The organism is Microvirga sp. Mcv34 (genome assembly GCF_024519725.1).
Taxonomy (GTDB): domain Bacteria; phylum Pseudomonadota; class Alphaproteobacteria; order Rhizobiales; family Beijerinckiaceae; genus Microvirga.
Window position 1 is genome coordinate 1 of sequence record NZ_JALJRK010000047.1, and the last position, 20,761, is coordinate 20,761.

The following is a 20,761-nucleotide window of genomic DNA, read 5'->3' on the forward strand; positions in this document are numbered from 1 at the left end:
CAGGGGGATCGCCTCCGGGGCGCCGGTCAGCACGACGAGCCTCGCGGGCGCTCCGATCATAGCCTGGGTCCAGGCCCAGCCGCGGCTCGGATCGCCCAGCATCTGCACCTCGTCGATCACGCAGACGTCCACAACCCGATGAAGATCCAGCGTCTCGATCGTGCGGGCGATATGGGTCGCGCCATCCGGCAGCACCCGTTCCTCACCCGTGATCATGCCGGCGGCGAAACCGTCCGCGCTTAGGCGCTCATAGTGTTCAAGCGCGAGGAGCCGCAGGGGCGACAGGATCTCGGCGCTCTCCGCCTCGCCGGCCAGCTTGAGAGCCTCATGGGTCTTGCCGGAATTGGTCGGGCCGGCGAGGAAGAGGAAGCGGCGGTCGAGCGCGCGCGCGACGGGGAAAATGGCCGCATAGCGCTCGTAGCCGGATGCCTCGCGGATCTGAGCCTCGCGCAGGTGTCGAAGCCGCCGCGCGGCCGCCTTGGAACGGAAATCGTCGATCTTTTGGCGCAGTTTGCGGCCCGCACCGGCCGGCCCGCCCTTGTCGGAAGCCTGGATGCGGTCGAGCTTCGCAATGGCGGCCTGAATGCCGTCGAGGATCGCCTGCCGCTCGCCCGCGTCTTCGAAGGCATCGAGATAGGTCTCGAGCTCGTCGCGCCAGCTCGTCACTTCCTGCTCGCAGGCCTCGAAGACCTCATCGCGCAGCGCCACGATCCTGGCTTCGAGAGCGTCCGACGCCGCCGCGAGCTCGTTACGCTCCACCCGCGCGGGCGCAAGCGCGACGGCGGCGACCTCGGGAGGCTCGGACAAGGCATACTCGATGACGATGCCGATGGGCGCCGTCTCCGGCAGGATCTGCATCGGCTTGCTGAACACGGCCCGGTAGCCCGCGAAGACGCGCTCCGGCTTCCATGGGCCTCTTTCGACCCGGCGGATATCCTCCGCGACGTAGAGTCCGGTGTTCCGCCGGACCGGCGCTAGGATGCTCTGCCGGCGACGGTGGGCGGCATCATCCGCGGGCTGCTGTTCGCCGCCGTTCCGGGACGTGCGGGAGCCACCCTTTGGCATCTCTCCGCCCTGCTCCCGCCAAGCCGGCACTTCTCCAGCCAACTGCGCGACCACATCCGGGTCGAACATGGGAGCCTCGAAAGTCCGCCCACGCTTCTGGAACGTCCGCCGATCGGCCACCGGAATGAGCCCGGCCTCGATCCAGCGCTCGCATTCGGCCTCGCTGGCCAGGAGGATCCCCGGCAGGTGGTTGAGGCTGACAAGGTTCTTTGACTTCTTCGGCATTATGGTTCCGCATGGCGGAGCGCGCCTGTCGCCGCTCCGGCCTCGTTCATGGGGCGTCTGCCGCTCTGGCACGAGCCAGGATTCAACTCGCGGAGGGCCCGGATGTTTTCAGGGATCGGTCTCAGGGACGTCGATCGACCCGCTCAGGTCGGGTCGAGACAGGAAGGATCAGCCTTAAAGCTTTGACCCGTCGCCTCTTTCCTCTCCCTCATGTGTCCATGGCAGAGTGCATTATCAAGGGATCGACGGCTATGGAGAGCCGATCCTTGTAACAGGTTATCCCCTGGCAACTCAAACAGCCCTTAACCGCCCAGCGTCTTCCTGAGGAAGGAAAGTCCCAGGGCCGAAAGGAAGGCCGCCTGCTCCTTGTTCGCCGCTCCATGCCCGCCGTCGTCCGGCTCGTAGAAGAAGACCGGCTGCTTCAGGGCTTCCAAACGGGCTGCCATCTTGCGGGCATGGCCCGGATGGACCCGGTCGTCACGTCTCGATGTGACGAGCAGGACAGGCGGATACGACCGCCCCTCTTCGAGGCTCTGATAGGCGGAGAAGCCCGCCATATAGGCCCAATCCTCCGGCCGTTCCGGATCGCCGTATTCCGCCACCCAGCTGGGGCCCGCCAAAAGCCGCGTGTAGCGCCGCATGTCGAGGAGCGGCACCGCGCACCAGATGGCGCCGAAACGCTCCGGATAGCGGGTCAGCATGTTGCCGACGAGCAGGCCCCCATTCGATCCGCCATAGGCCGCCAGCTGTTTCGCCGTGGTGACGCCTCGCCTCGCCAGGTCCAGGGCGATGGCCGCGAAGTCGTCATGGGAGAGGCGCTTGCCCTCCCGCATTCCCGCCTTGTGCCAGGCCGCCCCGAACTCACCGCCGCCGCGGATGTTGGCGACGATCCAGACATTGCCGCGCTCCAGCCACGTCTTGCCGATGCCGCCGAGATAGCCCGGCGTCATGGACACCGAGAACCCGCCATAGCCGTAAAGCACCGTCGGGCGCGGCCCCTGCTGGTTCTTCGGACCGATCTGGTAATAGGGAATGCTCTCCCCATCGACGGAAACGGCTTCGTGTCGCGTGACCTCCAGGCCTGAAGCATCGAAGGCGGCAGGCGCTTCCTTGAGCACGTCGATCAGCCGATCCTCGGTGACGAGCGCCAGCTTGGTCGGCTCGATGAAGCTCGAGATCGCGAGCAGAAATTCGTCCGTGCGGTCGAGCTGCCCGGCATCGAGCGACATGGCCTGCACCGATGCGGTATCGGGCAATCCCGACAGGCGCTCCAGATGCCAGGGTTCACCAGTGGTGCCGAGCCAGATCTGGCTCGCGAGATTGTCGAGCACGGTCAGGACCAGCCGGGACTTGGTCCACCAGAAGCTGGAGAGGACGCGCCTGGGCCCCGGTTCGAAGAGCAGCTCGAAGCGCCGGTCGCCTTCCATGAAGCGGGAGAAGCTGATGGCCAGCAGCGCATCGGCCGGATAAGTGCGCTCCGGCAGGGCCCAGGCGCTCTTCAGCTTCACGACCAGCCAATCCTTCTCCACATCGAAGCGGGCATCGTGGGGAAGATCGATCAGCAGGGGTTCGCCCTCTTCCTGGGCAAGATAGCTGATCCCCTCCTCGAACGTGATCTGCCGCCGGTAGAAGACCCGTTCGTAGCCCGGCTCCCGGTCGACCGAAGCGGAGATGTAGATATCGTTGAACTCGCCCTGGAAGAGGACCGGTGCCTGACCGAAGTCCGAGCCGCGTCGCCAGAGGCGGACCGTGCGCGGGTAGCCGGAAGCGGTCGCCGCGTTATCGCCGAGCGTCGTGGAAACCAGCAGGCGGTCCGGGTCGAGCCATGTGGCTCCGCCCTTGGCCTCCGGAAGGGCAAAGCCGTCCTCGATGAAGCGCTTCTCGACAAGGTCGAACTCGCGCAGCTCGACGGCATCGGCTCCCCCGCGCGACAGGCTGACAAGGCCGTAGCGCTGCTCCGGTTCGAGCGTGCCGCATCCTTTCCAGACCCAGTCCTCCCCCTCGGCGCGAGCCAGGGCATCGATGTCGAGGACCGTCTCCCAGGACGGCTGCGCCCTGCGGTAATCGTCCATCGTGGTGCGCCGCCACAGGCCGCGCACGTGGTCGGCATCCTGCCAGAAATTGTAGAGCCGGCCGCGCCTCCGGGTGATGAAGGGGATGTTGTCCGGCCGCGTCGAGATCTCGTAGAGCACCCGCTTGTCGGCATCGAAGGCGGCATCGCAAAGGGCCGCTTTCGTGATCTCGTTATGACCATGCACCCAGGCGAGCGCCTCCTCGCCTTCCACGTCCTCCAGCCAGAGATAGGGATCGGGGCGTTCCTGCATCCGTTCGGCCATGGTTGCGCGTTCCGTTGAGGTTGATGATATCGAGGGCGAGAATCGGTTGGAGGGATTATTGGTCACTCCGCGCCGTGAGCAACACCTCCGCTCAGAACTGGATCGCTCACCACCCGTTGACGATAGAGAATTTGAAGGGGCCTCCATGGATCCGTTCGTATCCGCACTCGAAGAACTCGCCGAAGCCCTGATGGCTGGAGAAGACCCGGAGCAGGTCCTGGCGGATATCGCCGGAGAGCACGACCTGCCGATCCCGGCCCTGCGCAACCGGGCCTTGAGAGCTCTCGGGCCGCTCGAGACCTACAAACAGCGTCAGGCCGAGCTGAAGAAGGAGCGCGAGCAGACCGCAAGGCGCCGAGATCCGGTTTTCGCGGGAGCGTCCTTCCTGGCCGCGGTCGCGAGCCTGAACCCACGGCTTTCCGCCGAAGACAGGCAGGCTGAGATCCAGCGCCTGGCGACGGAATACGATGTCGATCCCGCCGCCCACAAGGAGGCGATCGAGCGACTGCGCAAGCGCTGACGGGCCGAGTCGATCAAACCTCCCGCGCGGGCGCGGTTTCGGGCATGACGGGCGCGCCCGCCTGGTCGGACCGCTTCCGCTCCCGCGTCACCAGACGGAAGAACAGCGGCACGAAGAGAATGGCCAGGAAGGTCGCGGCCAGCATTCCGCCGATGACGCCGGTGCCCACCGAGTGACGGCTCGCCGAACCCGCACCCGTCGAAATCGCGAGCGGCACGACGCCGAGGATGAACGCGAGCGAGGTCATCACGATGGGGCGGAACCGCAGGCGGGCCGCATCCAGGGCCGCCTCGTAGACGCTTTCCCCTGCCCTGTGGCGCTCCGACGCGAACTCAACGATCAGGATCGCGTTCTTGGCCGCCAGTCCGATGAGAGTGACGAGGCCGACCTGGAAATAGATGTCGTTCTCGATCCCGCGCAGCCAGATCGCCACGATGGCGCCGAAGACCGCGAAGGGCACTGCGGTGATGACGGCGAGCGGCAGCGACCACCGCTCGTATTGCGCAGCGAGGATCAGGAACACCATGACGAGGCCCAGGAGGAAGCCCTGGGATCCCGTTCCCGCCGATTGCAGCTCCTGATAGGCCGATCCCGTCCAGCCGATGGAGTAATCGGAGGACAGGTTCTGCGACACGATCTGCTCGATCGCGGCAATCGCCTGCCCGGACGAGTAGCCCGGCGCGGGATTGCCCTGGATCTTGGCGGCGGGAAAAAGATTGAAGCGGTCGACCACATCCGGCCCGACGATGCGGGACGTGGAGAGGAGGACGCTGAGCGGCACCATGTTGCCCTTGTCCGACCGCACGAATACGTGCTGCAGATCGTTCGGGCTCATCCGGAACTGAGGCTCGGAGGACAGGCTCACCCGATAGGTCCGCCCGAACAGGCCGAAATCGTTCACGTAAAGGCTGCCGAACGTGCTTTGCATCGTGTCGAAGATCGCCGAAATCGGCACGCCGAGCGCCTTAGCCTTGTCGCGGTCGACGTCGATGCGATATTGCGGGACGTTCGTGTTGAACGTCGTGGAGACGCCCGAGAGTTCGGGCCGCTCCCGCGCAGCCTGAACCACCTGCTGCGCTGCCTGCGAGAGGCTTTCGAGGGAGCCGCCGGAGCGGTCCTGCAGGAAGAACTCGAAGCCGCCCGTGGTGCTCATGCCCGTGATCGGCGGCGGGTTGAAACCGAACACGACGCCGTCCCGGAAATTGACGTTCAGACCCGCGAAAGCCGGCGCGAGATTGCGGGCGTCGAGGCGCGGATCGGTTCGCTCCGACCAGTCCTTGAGGGTCACGAAGGACACGCCGGAATTGGTCTTCTGGGCGCCCGACAGGAGGTCGAAGCCGGCGATCGTCACCACGTCCGCGACGGCCGGATTGTCCTTGAGCTCCTTGCTCACCTTCGACGTGATGTCGAGGGTCCGATCGAGAGAAGCGGCCGGCGGTAGCGCGGTGACCACGAAGACGTTGCCCAGATCCTCCGCCGGCACGAGGCCGCCCGGCACCCGCTCGAACAGCCACCATGTGGCGCCGAGCATCGCGCCGATCAGCACGAGGGCGATCAAGGCGTGTCGCAGGAAGAAGGCCGTCCCGGCGGTGAAGGTCCGCATCACCCAATCGAATCCCTGATTGAAGACACGGAAGGGCATCCATGGCTCACGGTGCCCCTCCTTGAGGAGGATCGCGCACAGGGCCGGCGTCAGGGTGAGCGCCACGATGCCGGAGATCACCACCGAGACCGCGATGGTCACGGCGAATTGCCGGTAGAGTTCGCCGGCCAGGCCGCCGAGGAACGACACGGGAATGAACACCGCGCAGAGCACGAGCACCACGGCGATCACCGGGCCGCTTACCTCCTGCATGGCCTGGATGGCGGCCTCGCGGGGCGGCTTGTGCTCGGTCGACATGATGCGCTCGACATTCTCCAGCACGATGATGGCATCGTCAACCACGATGCCGATCGCGAGGATGAGACCGAAGAGCGTGAGCAGATTGACCGAGAAGCCGAGCACGTACATGCCCGCGAATGTGCCGATGATGGAGACCGGCACCGCCAGCAGCGGAATCAGGGTCGCTCGCCAGTTCTGCAGGAAGAGAAAGACCACGAGCACGACCAGCACGATGGCCTCGGCGAAGGTCCGGACCACCTCGTCGATGGAGACCTGGATGAACTTCGTCGTGTTGTAGGGAACGTCATAGCGCAGACCATCCGGGAAGCGCTGGGCGAGCCGCTTCATCGTCGCGTCGACTTCGGCCGAAACGCTGAGCGCATTCGCTCCTGGCTGAAGATAGATCCCGATTGGCACCGTCGGCGCCCCGTTGAGGGTCGACTGGGTCGAATAGTTCAGCGATCCGAGCTCGACCCGGGCGACATCCTTCAACCGCAGAGCGCCGCCGTTCTCGTCCGAGCGCAGGACGATCTGCTCGAACTCGCGCGGATCCGCGAAGCGGCCCTGGGTCGTGACCGAATAGGTGAAGGCCTGCCGTCCCGGCGTTGGCTCCTCGGCGAAGCGCCCGGCCGCGAATTGCGCGTTCTGATCGCGAATGGCAGCAGCGACGTCGCCGGGTGTGAGGTTGTACTGCGCGAGCTTGTCGGGCCTGAGCCAGACGCGCATGGAATAATCGGACGCGCCGAAGAGCGAGGCGTCACCGACTCCCGGCGTGCGGCGCAACTCGTCGATGATGTTGATGAGCGCGTAATTGGAGATGTAGATCGTGTCGTAGCGCCGGTCCGGCGAGGACAGGGCGACGATCTGAAGGATCGAGGAGGACCGCTTGGTCACGGTCACGCCCTGCCGTCGCACCTCCTCGGGGAGCACGGCCGTCGCCCGCTGCACGCGATTGTTGACGTTGATCGTCGCCTGGTCGGCATCCGTGCCGGTCTGGAAGTAGACCGACAGGCTCATGGTTCCCGAGCCGGTGGAGGTCGATTGCATGTAGATCATGTCCTCGACCCCGTTGACCTGCTGCTCCAGAGGAGCCGCGACGGTCTCGGCGATGGTCTCAGCGCTCGCGCCCGGATAATTGGCCGAGACGACCACCTGAGGCGGCACGATCTCGGGATATTGCGCAACCGGCAGGATCCGCATCGCGATCAGGCCGATAAGCACGATGGCGATGGACAGAACCGAGGCGAAGATCGGACGGTCGATGAAGAACTTCGAGATCATGGCTGCCCCCCGGAACCCGGGCTGCCCGGCGAGGCGGTGGCCTGGGCGGCTTTCGGGTCCATCTCAACGGGCCTGACGGCTTGCCCTGGCCGGACGCGGATGACGCCGTCCACGATCACCCTCTCGCCGCCTTTCAGGCCGTCCTGGACGACCCAGCCCGATGCGAGCTCAGGGCCGAGGCGGATCGGGCGCGGTTGCGCAATGTTGTTCCCGCCGACCACATAGACCAGCGGTCCCTGCGGCCCCTGGCTCACGGCCTGCTGCGGGATGACGATGGCATCCGGCAAGGTGATGCCCAAGAGGCGCACCCGCACGAACTGACCCGGCAGAAGAACCCCGTCCGGATTGGGAAAGACCGCCCTGGCCTGGATCGTCCCGGTCTGGAGATCGACCCGCTGGGCAGCGGTATCGATCTTGCCCGTCTGCGGGTATTTGCCCTGCTGGGCGAATTGAAGTTCGACGGTGAGGTCCCGCTCGGAGATAGGCTTCTCCCGCCGTTCGTTCAGGGCCCGGAATGCCCTGCCCTCCTCGTCGGTGAAGGAGAAGATCACGTAGGCCGGATCGATCTGGGAGATGGTGGTCAGGAGCGTCTGCTGGGCCTGGACGAGCGCGCCGACCGGCGGCGATTCCAGGGCCGTAACGCCGTTTCCCGGCGCCGTGATCGTGGTGTAGCTCAGGTTCAGCTTGGCGTTCTGGACCTCCGCCTCGCCGAGCTGGACGCCGGCCCTGGCCTGATCCCGCTGGGAGCGGGCATCTTCGAGCTGGGCCGCCGTCGAAACGCCCCGGCGCACGAGCTGCTCGATCCGGTTGAAGTTCTCCTCCGCCTGTCGAACGGCTGCCTGCGCCTGGAGCAGCTGGGCCTCCGCCCGGGTCTGGGCAAGCTCGTAGGGCGCCGGATCGATGCGGAAGAGCACCTGATCCTGCTTGACGCGTGCACCCTCGTCGAATTCACGCTTGAGCAGAAGCCCGCCCACGCGCGAGCGGACTTCGATGTCACGGAACCCGGAAACACGGCCGGCATATTCCACCGGGTACGGTACTTCCGCCGGCTGAACGACCATGATGCCGACCTGGGGAGTCGGGAGAGCCGCAGACGCCGTCTGCGGCGCTGGCGCCTGACGGGGCGTGCGGATCAGGAAGAAGTAGCCCGCCGCTGCGAGCGCCGCGCCGACCATGATGACCAGGAGAATTCGCTTGATCACCCGACCCTCCGGACTCATTCAGGCCGGGCACCTCTCGCAGGGCCGGCCTTTTCGACACGTGTGGGCGAGCGGCCGTCAGTGGATCTTCACCCTGCAGGGTGAACACCTTGGCCATGCGCGGGTTCCGCTAGGCCTGCGAATGACTTCGGGCTTCGCGCGGGACACCGGACCTGCGGCACTTTAACCTGTGTTAACAATTTCTTTCTTTGTGTCGGGTTCCTGACAGACGAACAGGCGCACTTCTGTATCATCCCGCCCAAACACAGAATGAACAGACTCTCCGGGGGCACCAACATGGCCATCCGTATGCCGTCCGCTTCTTTCGAGAATGCAGCGGGCTGCGCCGGACCATGGAGTGCTTGATGAAGACCAAGAAAAGAAAACCCGTTTTCTCCGAGAACCGTCGGACCGCCAAGCTCGAGCGCGAGCTCAAGGCGATCGAAGCCCAGATTGCGCTTCTGGAAAAAGACACACGCCTGGATCTCGCCGTGCAGGACCATTTCGTCCTGTGGAGACGGCCGAACCTCTTTGCCCCCTGGCCGCTCGGCGTCCAGCATTAGGCAGTATTCCCCCCTTCAGCACCTGGACGGCTGCGCCCCGCGCAGGGCTGCATTTCATCCGACTTTTGTGAATGGATCATCACCATGCGAAAAATAACCCAGACTCCTCCGGACAAGGCGCGGGATCTCTTCGAAAAGCTTCTCGCCACCTCCGACAGCGCCGTGAAATCCCGAGAGCGGCTGTTTGCCGACCTGCAGGAAGAGCTGCGACTCCTGGCAACCCTGCAGGAACAGCACCTCCTGCCCGTCCTGCGCCGGCACGGAATGTCCGATCTGGTCAGGCAGGCCCTCGCCGACAACGAGGAAACCAACACGCTCCTGACGGACCTGGAGCGGATGCCGAAGAACACCGCAGAGTTTCTCTCCAAGGTCGCCGAACTGAGACGTGTCTTTCAGCAGCATATCCGAGATGACAGGAAGGAGCTTCTCCCGGCCGTGCTCAAGGTCCTGAGCGACGATGAGGCGGAAGCGGTTGCCGAGAAGGTGGAGGATGAAATGGCAGCGATCGACGAGACGAAACGGTTCGAGGCGCGCCGCGCGCGCGACCAGGTGGAAACGGTCCAGCGCATGACCGATGACCTTGCCGAAACCGTGAAGACCGGAACGGAGAACGCCCAGAGCATCGCCCAGGCCATGCAGATGGCCATCCAGACCAGCTTCGGCCTGTTTTCCGAACTGGCGCGCCGCTCCACGGGCCAGGCGATGCAGATGGCCGCTCGCCCCAATGGCGAGGCGCGTGCAGTGGGCGAGCAGAGTGTGGGGAACTTCAGGGCCATCGCACAATCCAACAGCCACCTGACCAGGGGTTTTCAGGACGTGTCGAGGGAATGGTTCGAGCTCAGCCACAAGCGCCTGCAGACGAATCTCGAGGGGCTGAACGCTCTCGCCCGCTGCCGCACCATGAACGACTTCGTGGCCGTTCACGGCTCCCTGATCCGGGACAACCTGGAGCAGACGATCGACAACAGCCGCCGCATGGCCGAACTCATGATGCAACTGGCAGACGAGACGACCCGCACGGCAACCGCCGAGGTGAAGGACTTCGCTGAGCGCGCCAACCGGGCGGCCTAGCGCGTCCGCAAGATCACGCCCCGGCCGATGGTCGGGGCGTTTCGTTTACCGGGTCCGTCAGTGTTTCACGGATCGGTTCAGGGCGTTCGTCCAACGGTGCGGCCAGAAAGCCAGGACGGCCACGGTGAAGGTGAGGAGAAGCAGGGCCACCATGACCTGCGCCACGCCGAAGATCGGCGCATCCTTGGCGACGAACCACCCGGTCACGACACCGGCCGCAATCATCAAGAACCGAACGACCCATCCGATCATGAACGCTTCCAAGGCTACGCGCGGGGATCATCATCCGACACGGCTCGGCCGAAAATCAGGCAACCACACTGGCAGAAACTTCTTCGGAAGATTTGATCGGAATCAAAGCTTGCGGCTATCGAGTCCTGCATGGTTATATCAAGATCGCGTTCCGCAACGTTATGCTGACGATACAGATCACCGCCATATTTTTAGTCCATGTTTGTCGCGTAAGGACACCAAGCTTAAGAGAATACCGTCGGAGGAAGCTATGGACTCAGACGCCGAGCATTTCCAAAAGGTATCGCGCACCGAAAAATTCTACTCTCCCGACATTCTTCCTCAGCTCCAATCGGTGCTGGCCGATCTTGCAGACATCGACTTCGCTTACGAGAAAATCCTCGATTCCATCAGGCACAGCGAAGCTGATGAGGACCGCAAAAGCGAGATGATCGACCGGCTCTGGCGGCTACATCGGGAGCGGCGAGCCCCCTATGTCCAGGAACTCACGGTTCTGCGCTCCCGGATCGAGAAGACATTCGCCTGAGAACCGCCCGACGACTGCTGTCTCCATGCTGCGCGGGTGTCACTAGCGCATCGGACGGAAAAGTGGACCCGGTTTTTCGGTCCATCCGATGCGCCAGCCAAGAGAAGGAGCATCGGATGAATCCCAAAAGTGGAAGCCACTTTTGGGTCCGAGGCTCTAGCCCTGGATGGAATTCAGGTAGGCGATCAGATCGTTGATCTGAGCAGGATCGAGCTGGAACTGAGGCATGGAGGGATGCCCCGTCGTGATGCCCTCCGCGAAGGCCTCCGCCAGATCCTCGATCTGATAGCGCGTATGCAGCGTCCGGAACGGCGGCGCCTCGGGAATGGGGCTCTCGCCGACCCGTCCGATCGCATGGCATTGCGAGCAGTTGGTCTGTGCGAAAGTCTGACCGCGCTGGATGCGCCCGGCCTGGGCCATGGCGCCCGTCGATCCAAGCACGATTCCGAGGCCGCAGATGACGAATATTCTCATAACCGGCGTCCTTCTGCTGGCGACGGCTCCGCATGCCGGACCGAAACGATCTCGAACGTATAGGGCTTCTCGTCCTCATCCTGGATGGTGACGTACTCGCCTTCGACGAAGCGATGCTGGTTGAGGTGATAGCCGGCCTCTTCGTCGCCAGGGCGTCCCTGGTTGTAGTCGATCATCCAGGTCGCGCCACCGGACCCTCCCGGGCGGTGGATCAGAACCCCTTGGCGCTCGCCCTCGTCGCCCCAGAAGCGGCGGACGCGGCACAGGGACCGCTTGCGCGCCCATTCCTCCTGATCCAGGTGCCCGCTGGCGTCGAGCGGCGCAGTCAACTCGTAGCCGTAGCGCGGACTGCCCTCCGGAAACTGCTTGTTGCGGGCGAGGTGCAGGGTGATGTGGTACAGCAATTGTCCCTCCCGACGGCGAGCGCGCCTCTCATGGGCCTGCCTGTTGAGGCAAAGCTCAGGCAAAGACTAGGATTGAATCCTCCGGCTTCCTTGATTCACGTCAAATTGAGGCATGAGCGGGACTGCAACGGGCTGTTCCGGCGATCTCGGGGAGCATCTGTTGGGTAACCCGAAAGATGGCTGTCATGGGGAGCCCTGGGCAACGTAGGCTGAGTCCCATCCTCCGGCTTCGACGGTCAGATGAACGGACAATTGATCGACCGCAAGGAACGGGTCCGAGGAGCGGCCATGATGTGACGGTCGCCTAGCCCCCGTCGGGGCAAGTAGTCCCGGAGTTCGCAATGCCGGCTCATACATCCTCCACGTCCAAAGATCGTCGAATCTCCACATCGCATCCATCCATGCAGCCGGTGCGGGCATCCGCCGCCGCGAGTGCGCCGCTCCCCGCACCGCCTCCCTCGCCCGAGCCCTCGGACGATGCCGAACTTCATCAACTCCGGGACGCGCTCGACCACACAGCCCATGCCGGACTTGCGCATCTGACCGCCGGCCTCTCACCCGCAGCCATCATCGACGCATTCATGGATTGGGGCGTCCATCTCGCGATCTCTCCGGGCAAGCAGGTCGAGCTTGCCACGAAAGCCGCGCGGAAATGGTCCCGGCTGACGCAGTTCGCCTCCCGATGCGCGATCAATGGCGGCACCGCCGAGCCATGCATCCAACCGCTCCCTCAAGACCATCGGTTCGCCGAGAAGGAGTGGTCCCATTGGCCGTATAACCTGATCCAGCAAAGCTTTCTGCTGCAGCAGCAATGGTGGGACAACGCCACGACAGACGTGGACGGGGTGACCCGTCAGCATCAGGCGGTGGTCGAGTTCGCCATGCGCCAGGTCCTCGACATGGTGTCCCCGTCCAATTTCATCGCGACGAACCCGGTGGTTCAGCGGCGCATTCTCCAGACGGGCGGACAGAACCTCCTCCAGGGCCTGCGCAACTTCGTCGACGACTGGGAGAGGATCATCCGCTCCAAGCCTCCGGCCGGCACCGAATCCTTCCGGCCCGGCCGCAGGGTGGCGGTTACGCCCGGCGAGGTGATCTACCGCAACGCCCTCATCGAGCTGATCCAGTACAGCCCGACCACGGACAAGGTCCGGCCGGAACCGCTCCTTATCGTGCCGGCCTGGATCATGAAGTACTACATCCTCGACCTGTCGCCCGAAAATTCCCTGGTGCGCTACCTGACCGATCAGGGCTTCACGGTCTTCATCATCTCCTGGAAGAACCCGACCGCAGAGGATCGGGATCTCGGTCTCGACGCTTATCGCAAGCTCGGGGTGATGGCGGCGCTCGATGCGGTCAATGCCGTCCTGCCCCATCGCAAGGTCCATGCGGTCGGCTATTGCCTCGGCGGCACGCTTCTGTCCATCGCGGCGGCCGCCATGGCGCGGGACGGCGACAGGCGCCTTGAAACCTTGTCGCTCCTGGCCGCCCAGGCCGATTTCCGTGAAGCCGGAGAACTGACGCTCTTCATCAACGAGAGCCAGCTCCACTTCCTCGAGGACCTGATGCGCAGCCAGGGCTACCTGGACACGAGGCAGATGTCCGGCGCGTTCCAGCTCCTGCGCTCGAACGACCTGATCTGGTCGCGGCTCATCCGTCACTACCTCCTGGGCGAACGCACGCCGCTCAACGACATGATGTCCTGGAACGCCGACGCGACCCGCATGCCCTACCGCATGCATGCCGACTACCTGCGGCAGCTCTTCCTCAACAACGACCTGGCCGAAGGACGTTTCCTCGTCGACGAGCGCCCCATCGCGATCCGCGATATCCGCGTCCCAATCTTCGCGGTCGGCACCGAGCGCGATCACGTCGCGCCATGGCGCTCGGCGTTCAAAATCCATCTCCTGTCCGACACGGACGTGACGTTCCTTCTCACGACCGGCGGCCACAATGCCGGCATCGTGGCGGATCCGAGCAGGACGGGAGGGAGGTTCCAGGTGCTGACGCGATCCGCTGCGGGGCATTACCTGGATCCCGACACCTGGACCAAGATCGCGCCTCGCTTCGAAGGGTCATGGTGGCCCGAATGGGTGCGTTGGCTCGCGTCCCGTTCCGGCGAGCCGACAGCTCCGCCGCCCATGGGAGCACCGGCGCAAGGGTATCCGGCTCTCTGCGAGGCGCCCGGCACCTATGTGCTCCAGGGCTGATGCAACGGGGACCGTCAGAAGGAAGTTGCGTCTTCGGGCGCCTTCTGGGCGGATAAGGGAATGGCGACTCCGGTAGGGCTCGAACCTACGACCTGCCGCTTAGAAGGCGGCTGCTCTATCCAGCTGAGCTACGGAGCCATCGGACCGGCCGCCCTGTCCTTAGTGGGTCCAGGGCCCGACGCGGTTGAATTTGAAATTGTCGGAATAGGACATCGTCCGCCGCTTGACCTCGTGCGGCTCCTCGACCCGGTAGGCGATGCCCTCGCGCTCGGCATAGGCCATGGCCTCCTCCTTGGTGTCGAACCAGAGGCGGAGCTGCTGGCGGGTATCGCCCGAGCTCGTCCAGCCCATCAGGGGCTCGATCTCGCGAGGCTTGTCCTGCTCGAAAACGAGAAGCCACTGCTTGGTCCGGGCCATGCCGGACTGCGTTGCGGACTTGGCGGGCTTATAGATCCGTGCAGGCATTGGTTTTGGACTCTCTCCAAGACTCATCCGGTGAAGATGGTCGGGGCGGCAGGATTTGAACCCGCGACCCTCTGCTCCCAAAGCAGATGCGCTACCAGACTGCGCTACACCCCGTAATCCTCAACAGCTTGGTTTCTCTATCGATTTGAGAACCGATACGCAAGGGCGAGGTTCCTCTCTCGGAGAACAAAGGAAATGCCTGTTCCTTGGGCCGGTCCCCAGGGAGCCCAATCCCATCCCAAATGCCATACTCTTCCGAGGTGTCCCGTACCTCGCATGATCGGCGGCCGGGTTCTTCCCTCTGGCAGCGCCGGAAGCATAATCCGAATCCCGGTCCAGGTTTGCCCCTACGGATCGTACCTGAGCGCCACCATCCGGAGGCGCTTCTTTTTTGGCGCGAGCCATTCCCTCCGCTACGGAACTCAGCGGATAACCCAAGACCATCTTCACACCAGCTTCCTCCTTTAGAAAGATCATTCTCTCGAAGGCAGGATCGCAAGCATGAGCCATTGGATTCCGGAGCGTCGGTCAAGTCAGCGCTATCCCGCCTTCCTGGAGGGCTGGATCGCAATTGGGACGGCCGGCGAACCGATCGAATGTACGGTTTGGGACCTGTCGGAAGCCGGCGTCCGGCTCGTGGTGCCCCCGCCTGCGGACGTTCCCCTGGAATTCGAGCTCCAGATCCCCTCCGAAGACGCGAAGGCGAATGTCCGGCTCATCTGGACGACCGGGATACACTACGGGGCCAAGTTCATGGATTGACGCGCCCCCACGGGCGTACCGGTCAGATGGGCTGGCTGTCGAGAGAGCGGAACGACCCGCCGGAGACAAGACGTGTCCGAATCCGTCTAGCGCTTGAACAGCGGGTGTTCCACCCGGTCACCCGGCTTGATTCCGAGCTTGGCCGCCGTGCCGGCATTGAGTTCGAGCACGGACAGCACCGGCTCTCCCGAGGAAATGGTCCGCGTCGAGAGCGGCTCGGTATTGGCGGCGATTCGGGCGATCGTGCCGTCGGCACGGATGAACAGCATGTCGAGAGGCAGATAGGTATTCTGCATCCACATGGAGACGGGCTCGACTCGGCCGAAATCGAACAGCATACCCTGGTCGGCCGGCATGGACCGGCGGAACATCAGCCCCTGGGCCCGGTCCGCATCGTTGCGGGCGACCTCGACCTTGAAGGACTGCCGCTGCCCCGCTTTGGTCGCGATGGATAGGTTCTCGAACGCCTGCGCGTAGGCCGCGCCGGCGATGAGGACGAGAAGGCCGAAGGCCGATAACGCCGGCCGGATACGCGACAGCACGGGCAAGCTCATCAATGGGAGTGTGGCAGAGCCATGTCGGCCAGACGAACCTCGGCGGCCATGAGACCCTTGGATCCGTCGCCGAATCGGACGAACACGCGCTCACCCGGTTTGAGTTCGGCAATGCCGTAACGGCGCAGAGTTTCCATATGGACGAAGATGTCCGGCTTGCCCTCTCCCTGGGTCAGGAAGCCGAAGCCGCGCAGGCGGTTGAACCACTTCACGACCGCAGGCTCCAACCCGCTGGTCGGCACCACCTGGACATGGGTGCGCGGCAGCGGAAGCTCGGAAGGATGCAGGGCGGTGGATTCGTCCAGCGACAGGATGCGGAAGGCCTGGAGCCCGCGCGGGCGCTGAACCGCCTCGACGACGATCCGGGCCCCCTCATTGGCCGCCTGGTAGCCGTCCCGGCGCAGGCAGGTCACATGGAGCAGAACATCGGGCATGCCGTTGTCGGGAACGATGAAGCCGAAGCCCTTGGCGACGTCGAACCATTTGATTCGGCCGCTGACCTGGACGAGCTCGAGAGCGCCCTCTTCCGAGACGGGCTGAGCGACCTCGCGGTGGCCCTGATCTAAAGGGGAATTCTCCTCGCGGAGACTGAAAGAATTGGAGCCGTAATCGCCAGTCATGAAAATACCCAAACTCGAATCATGAACCCGATTCTTAATAAGAGGATAACATCGTCCTGAATCAGGGGAAGCCAGAAACGCGCATCGAAGCGCGATGAAATTTTCGGCAGTCTTCATGTTCTTGAAATTACGATACAAACTCTGAGAAGACGGCGCCGATTTCCGCATTGATCACCAGATCGGCAACCTCGTCGAGGGGTGTAGGCTCCCGATTGATGATCACCAGACGGGCCCCGTTCTCCTTGGCGAAGGCCGGAAAAGCCGCCGCCGGATAAACCACGAGGGAGGAGCCCGCGACCAGGAAGAGGTCGCATGACGCCGTCAGTCGCTGCGCCTGGCGCATGGGCCCCTCCGGCATGGTCTGGCCGAAGGAAATGGTCGCCGATTTGAGAATGCCGCCGCAGATCCGGCATACGGGCGGCTCCCCGTCCGCCTCGAAGCACCGCCTCACCCAGTCGAGCTCATGGCGCCGCCCGCAAGACAGGCACTTGGCATAGGTGCCGTTGCCGTGCAGTTCGATGACCTGGTCCTCTCCGAGGCCCGATTCCTGGTGCAGGCCATCGATGTTCTGGGTGATCACGGCCGGCATCCTGCCGATGGCAACGAGGGATGCGAAACCGAGATGCCCCAGGCTCGGACGTGCGCCCCGATAAAGGTCGTCCATGGCGAATTTCCGTCGCCATGCCTCGCGGCGAGCTTCCGCACTCTGCTGGAAAAGATCGAACGAAATCGGCTTGTGCCGCATCCAGGGACTGCCCGGAGACCGGAAATCGGGAATGCCGCTCTCCGTCGAAATGCCCGCCCCCGTGAAGCCGGCGATCACGCGGGCGTCTTGAATCATGCCCCGTAATGTGGCGATTGATGCGGCGAGGCTCTCGGTCATGTCACTCACATAAGGCCGACAGGCTGTGAGGGAATGCCTTTGCCCATGAGACAGACCGACTTGACCTCCACCTCCCCCAAGGCCCGCACCGCCGCGTCGCAACGATGGGATGCCATCGACGTTGCCCGCGGCCTCGCGATCGCCGCGATGATCGTCTATCATTTCAGCTGGGACCTGAGCTTCCTGCAGCTGATCGGGACGAACATCCTCCAGGTCCCGGCCTGGCGCTGGTTCGCACGCGGGATCGCCGGCTCGTTCCTGATGCTGGCGGGGTTTGGCTTGGCCTTGGCCCATGTCCAGGGTTTCCGGCGGATCCCGTTCCTGAAGCGTCTCTTGAGGGTCGGCGGCGCCGCTTTGGCGGTGACCCTGGGGACTTATTTCGCCTTTCCCGAAAGCTACATCTTCTTCGGCATCCTTCACTGCATCGCCGTCTCGAGCGTGCTGGCCCTGCCCTTCCTGCGCCTGCCCCCTGGCCTGACTCTGGTCGCCGCCGCCTTCTTTCTGGTCGGCCCCTGGCTCTTCACGAGCCCTGCCCTCGACGCGCCCTGGCTCGACTGGCTGGGCCTCGGCGCGGCTGAACCGGTGACGAACGATTACGTGCCGATCTTTCCCTGGTTCGGTCTTGTGCTGATCGGCGTTGCGGCCGGGACGTGGCTCCTGCCTCAGGGGGAGGCGCTCGGCCTGGCGCGATGGCGCGCCGGTAATCCGATCTTCACGCTCCTGATCTGGGCCGGGCGCAAGAGCCTGCCGATCTACCTGACGCACCAGATCGTCCTGCTCGGGGTCCTCTACGGCGTCGCCCAGATCGTGGGGCCGTCCCCGTCGGCGGCCTGCCGGCAGATCTGCCTGATGCAGAACGGAGACCCTGCCCTCTGCCCGTCGGTCTGCTCCTGCATCCTGCAACAGGTCCCGGAGCGCGGACTCTGGCAAAGGCTCCTCGCCAACAAGGCCGCCGCGGAGGACAACATGCGGATCTCGCGGGCGGCACAGCAATGCATGCGCCAGAGCCCACCCTCGTAGAGGCGTCCTCCCGCATGTCATGGCCGTCCCCGGACTTGATCCGGGGATCAGGCCCGGCCATCTCGCTTCCGTGAGGCGCTGTGCTCTTCCAATCGAGATCACCTTCACAAGGTCGGTGACGACGTGGTGCGTGGTTGGGTGGACAAAAGGTGAGGGCTAAACCACGTTCAGCCGCGTCTCCTTCGCGGCGCGCTCCACCCTCGCTTCCGCCAGAAGGCAGAGGAGTTCGAACGCGATGGACGCTCCCACCAGCGCGGTGCCACCGGATTGATCCAGCGGCGGAGACACTTCGACCATGTCGGCGCCCACCAGATTCAGGTGCCGGAAGCCGCGGACGAGCTGCAGCGCCTCACGGCTGGTGAAGCCGCCGATCTCCGGCGTCCCGGTGCCGGGCGCGAAGGCGGGATCGATGGAATCGATGTCGAAAGTGAAATAGGTCGGGTCCATCCCGACGATCCGCCGCGCTTCGGCGATCGCATAGGGAATGCCCTTCTCCGCCACCTCCTCCATGTCGATGATGCGGATCCCCTGTTCGAGCGCCCATTCGCGCTCGTCGGCGGCATACATGTGGCCCCGGATCCCGATCTGAACCATTCGCTTGGGATCGAGCACGCCGTCCTCGATGGCCCGGCGGAAGGGCGTTCCGTGGGTGAGCTTCTGGCCGCCGAAATAGGTGTCGCCCGTGTCGCTGTGCGCGTCCACATGGATCATTCCCACGGGGCCGCTCTTGGCGGCGAGCGCCCGCAGGATCGGATACGAGATGATATGGTCGCCGCCGATGGAGAGCGGCGTCACGCCGCCCTGATAGAGATAGGACACCTCCGCCTCGATGCGCCGAAGCGTATCCTGCACGTCGACGGGATTAACCGGAACATCGCCCACATCCGCGCAGGCGCAGAGATCGTAGGGCGCGACCAGGGTTCCGTAATTGACCAGGCGCATGAGCGAGGACGCCTCGCGCACCTGGCGCGGGCCGAGGCGGGTTCCGGGACGGTTGGTGGTGGCGCCGTCGAACGGAATGCCGAGGATGGCGATGTCGATCTCATCGGGCGCATGCGTGGGGGCGAGATAGGGCAGCCGCATGAAGGTCGAGATGCCGGCGAAGCGCGGCACCACCATCCCGGACAACGGCTGATAATTCTCCAGCCGCTGCTCCCGGCTCGCAGGCTCACTCATCTTCTTGAGGTTCTGTGCCATCAATGGAATTTCCCTCTGCATCAATGAACGGCGCGGGCGAAAACCCGCTCGATGCGCTCCATCCCCCAGTCGATCTCGTCCCGGGTGATGGTGAGAGGCGGCGCGAAGCGCAGCACCGTCCCGTGGGTATCCTTCGAGAGGACGCCGTTCTCGAGCAGCGCGTCGCAGACCGCGCGGGCGGAAACCACGTTCGCATCCACCTCGACGCCGACCCACAGGCCGCGGCCGCGCACCTCCTTCACGATATTGCTGCGCATGGCGCGCAGGCGGTCCTGCAGGTAGCCGCCCATCTCCGCGCTGCGATCGACGAGGTGCTCCTCCTCGATCACCGCGAGCGCCTCCAGGCCGATCCTCGCCGCGAGGGCATTGCCGCCGAACGTGGAACCATGAGAGCCGGGATTGAAGACATTCATGACTTCTTGCGTCGCCACGAAGGCCGAGACCGGATAGACGCCGCCGCCCAGGGCCTTGCCGAGGATCAGCCCGTCCGGCTTGATGTTCTCGTGCTGATGGGCGAACCAGCGGCCGGTGCGGCCGAGGCCCGACTGCACCTCGTCGAGGATCAGCAGCACGTTGTGCCTGTCGCAGAGGGCGCGCAGGTCCCTCAGGTATCCCTCGGGCGGCACGACGATACCCGCCTCACCCTGGATCGGCTCGATCAGGATGGCGCAGGTATTGGGCGTGATCGCACGCTCGACCGCATCGGCATCGCCGAACGGCACGAGCTTGAAGCCCCCCGCGAAGGGACCGAAGCCCTCGCGATACGATTCATCCGACGAGAATCCCACGATGGTGGTCGTGCGGCCATGAAAGTTGTTGTTCGCGACGATGATCTCCGCCTGATCCTTCGCGATTCCCTTCCGGTTATAGCCCCAGCGCCGGGCGGCCTTGATGGCGGTTTCGACGGCTTCCGCTCCCGTGTTCATGGGAAGCGCCATGTCGAGGCCGGTGATCTGGACGAGGCGCTCCAGGAAGGGGCCGAGCAGTTCCGTGTGATAGGCGCGGCTGGTGACGGCGAGTTTCGAGGCCTGCTCCATCATCGCCTTCAGGATGCGCGGATGGCCGTGGCCCAGGCTGACGGCCGAATACGCGCTCATCATGTCCAGGTAGCGCCGGCCTTCCGTGTCTGTGGCCCAGACGCCCTTCGCCTCCTTCAGGACGACAGGCAGGGGATCGTAATTGGCAGCCGTGACCGATCGTTCGAGAGCTATGAAATCCATGGGTTCCTCCATGGATAAGCTTATGAGCTTCA

General features: G+C 64.3%; 19 protein-coding genes, 2 tRNA genes and 1 pseudogene. 7 read left to right on the forward strand and 15 right to left on the reverse strand.

Going from position 1 to position 20,761, the window contains the following annotated elements:
- Positions 1-1,290 (reverse strand): annotated as a pseudogene (locus OC446_RS20695) (hypothetical protein); the annotation flags it as partial.
- A 302-nt stretch (positions 1,291-1,592) separates the two neighbouring features.
- Positions 1,593-3,626, reverse strand: a complete 2,034-nt coding sequence (locus OC446_RS20700) for a prolyl oligopeptidase family serine peptidase (RefSeq protein WP_262030912.1) — start codon at positions 3,624-3,626, stop codon at positions 1,593-1,595.
- Between the two features lie 145 nt (positions 3,627-3,771).
- On the opposite strand from OC446_RS20700, the gene OC446_RS20705 reads away from it, so the two are divergent.
- Positions 3,772-4,146, forward strand: coding sequence for a hypothetical protein (locus tag OC446_RS20705; RefSeq protein ID WP_262030913.1), 375 nt, complete (start codon positions 3,772-3,774; stop codon positions 4,144-4,146).
- Positions 4,147-4,159: 13 nt separating this feature from the next.
- Here the strand turns inward: OC446_RS20705 and OC446_RS20710 are convergent, their stop codons facing one another.
- Entirely contained in the window at positions 4,160-7,306 is a 3,147-nt protein-coding gene (locus OC446_RS20710; protein ID WP_262030953.1) for an efflux RND transporter permease subunit, read from the reverse strand.
- Positions 7,306-8,511 (reverse strand): efflux RND transporter periplasmic adaptor subunit, encoded by a 1,206-nt coding sequence (locus OC446_RS20715; protein ID WP_262030914.1) that lies wholly within the window; start codon positions 8,509-8,511, stop codon positions 7,306-7,308. Before OC446_RS20715 ends, OC446_RS20710 begins: the two co-directional genes overlap by 1 nt.
- 362 nt (positions 8,512-8,873) lie before the next feature.
- Between OC446_RS20715 and OC446_RS20720 the strand changes: the two genes are divergently transcribed.
- Together OC446_RS20720 and OC446_RS20725 are read left to right on the forward strand one after the other, a co-directional pair.
- Positions 8,874-9,071, forward strand: coding sequence for a hypothetical protein (locus OC446_RS20720; RefSeq protein ID WP_262030915.1), 198 nt, complete (start codon positions 8,874-8,876; stop codon positions 9,069-9,071).
- 84 nt (positions 9,072-9,155) lie between these two features.
- Positions 9,156-10,142: a phasin family protein gene (locus OC446_RS20725; RefSeq protein WP_262030916.1), complete on the forward strand. Its 987-nt coding sequence runs from the start codon at positions 9,156-9,158 to the stop codon at positions 10,140-10,142.
- A gap of 57 nt (positions 10,143-10,199) precedes the next feature.
- Here the strand turns inward: OC446_RS20725 and OC446_RS20730 are convergent, their stop codons facing one another.
- Positions 10,200-10,394, reverse strand: coding sequence for a hypothetical protein (locus tag OC446_RS20730; RefSeq protein ID WP_262030917.1), 195 nt, complete (start codon positions 10,392-10,394; stop codon positions 10,200-10,202).
- Between OC446_RS20730 and OC446_RS20735 the strand changes: the two genes are divergently transcribed.
- A complete protein-coding gene (locus OC446_RS20735; protein WP_262030918.1) occupies positions 10,393-10,920 on the forward strand; it encodes a hypothetical protein in 528 nt (175 codons plus the stop codon). The genes OC446_RS20730 and OC446_RS20735 overlap by 2 nt on opposite strands.
- Before the next feature lie 156 nt (positions 10,921-11,076).
- Here the strand turns inward: OC446_RS20735 and OC446_RS20740 are convergent, their stop codons facing one another.
- Together OC446_RS20740 and OC446_RS20745 are read right to left on the reverse strand one after the other, a co-directional pair.
- Positions 11,077-11,394 (reverse strand): c-type cytochrome, encoded by a 318-nt coding sequence (locus OC446_RS20740; RefSeq protein WP_262030919.1) that lies wholly within the window; start codon positions 11,392-11,394, stop codon positions 11,077-11,079.
- Positions 11,391-11,798 (reverse strand): hypothetical protein, encoded by a 408-nt coding sequence (locus OC446_RS20745; RefSeq protein ID WP_262030920.1) that lies wholly within the window; start codon positions 11,796-11,798, stop codon positions 11,391-11,393. Before OC446_RS20745 ends, OC446_RS20740 begins: the two co-directional genes overlap by 4 nt.
- Before the next feature lie 401 nt (positions 11,799-12,199).
- On the opposite strand from OC446_RS20745, the gene OC446_RS20750 reads away from it, so the two are divergent.
- Positions 12,200-14,008 (forward strand): PHA/PHB synthase family protein, encoded by a 1,809-nt coding sequence (locus OC446_RS20750; protein ID WP_262030921.1) that lies wholly within the window; start codon positions 12,200-12,202, stop codon positions 14,006-14,008.
- A gap of 61 nt (positions 14,009-14,069) precedes the next feature.
- Here OC446_RS20750 and OC446_RS20755 read toward each other — a convergent pair.
- The 3 genes from OC446_RS20755 to OC446_RS20765 all read right to left on the reverse strand — a co-directional run bounded on the left by OC446_RS20755 (position 14,070) and on the right by OC446_RS20765 (position 14,587).
- Positions 14,070-14,146 (reverse strand) — tRNA-Arg (locus OC446_RS20755).
- 21 nt (positions 14,147-14,167) lie between these two features.
- On the reverse strand, positions 14,168-14,473 hold the full coding sequence (locus OC446_RS20760; protein ID WP_262030922.1) for an ETC complex I subunit: 306 nt from the start codon (positions 14,471-14,473) through the stop codon (positions 14,168-14,170).
- 37 nt (positions 14,474-14,510) lie between these two features.
- Positions 14,511-14,587 (reverse strand) — tRNA-Pro (locus OC446_RS20765).
- A gap of 387 nt (positions 14,588-14,974) precedes the next feature.
- Here OC446_RS20765 and OC446_RS20770 point away from each other — a divergent pair.
- Entirely contained in the window at positions 14,975-15,235 is a 261-nt protein-coding gene (locus tag OC446_RS20770) for a PilZ domain-containing protein (protein WP_262030923.1), read from the forward strand.
- An 86-nt stretch (positions 15,236-15,321) separates the two neighbouring features.
- On the opposite strand, the gene OC446_RS20775 is transcribed toward OC446_RS20770, so the two are convergent.
- The 3 genes from OC446_RS20775 to OC446_RS20785 all read right to left on the reverse strand — a co-directional run bounded on the left by OC446_RS20775 (position 15,322) and on the right by OC446_RS20785 (position 17,292).
- Complete coding sequence (locus OC446_RS20775; protein WP_262030924.1) at positions 15,322-15,789, reverse strand: DUF192 domain-containing protein; 468 nt, start codon at positions 15,787-15,789, stop codon at positions 15,322-15,324.
- Positions 15,789-16,409: a cold-shock protein gene (locus OC446_RS20780; protein WP_262030925.1), complete on the reverse strand. Its 621-nt coding sequence runs from the start codon at positions 16,407-16,409 to the stop codon at positions 15,789-15,791. Before OC446_RS20780 ends, OC446_RS20775 begins: the two co-directional genes overlap by 1 nt.
- Positions 16,410-16,536: 127 nt before the next feature.
- Positions 16,537-17,292, reverse strand: coding sequence for an SIR2 family NAD-dependent protein deacylase (locus tag OC446_RS20785; RefSeq protein WP_262030926.1), 756 nt, complete (start codon positions 17,290-17,292; stop codon positions 16,537-16,539).
- A gap of 45 nt (positions 17,293-17,337) precedes the next feature.
- On the opposite strand from OC446_RS20785, the gene OC446_RS20790 reads away from it, so the two are divergent.
- Complete coding sequence (locus OC446_RS20790; RefSeq protein ID WP_262030927.1) at positions 17,338-18,312, forward strand: DUF1624 domain-containing protein; 975 nt, start codon at positions 17,338-17,340, stop codon at positions 18,310-18,312.
- 156 nt (positions 18,313-18,468) lie between these two features.
- On the opposite strand, the gene speB is transcribed toward OC446_RS20790, so the two are convergent.
- Both speB and rocD read right to left on the reverse strand, forming a co-directional pair.
- The gene (speB, locus tag OC446_RS20795; protein ID WP_262030928.1) at positions 18,469-19,509 is read right to left on the reverse strand and encodes an agmatinase; all 1,041 of its coding nucleotides are present in this window, start codon (positions 19,507-19,509) and stop codon (positions 18,469-18,471) included.
- Positions 19,510-19,529: 20 nt separating this feature from the next.
- Positions 19,530-20,729 (reverse strand): ornithine--oxo-acid transaminase, encoded by a 1,200-nt coding sequence (rocD, locus tag OC446_RS20800; protein WP_262030929.1) that lies wholly within the window; start codon positions 20,727-20,729, stop codon positions 19,530-19,532.
- Positions 20,730-20,761: the final 32 nt, after the last annotated feature.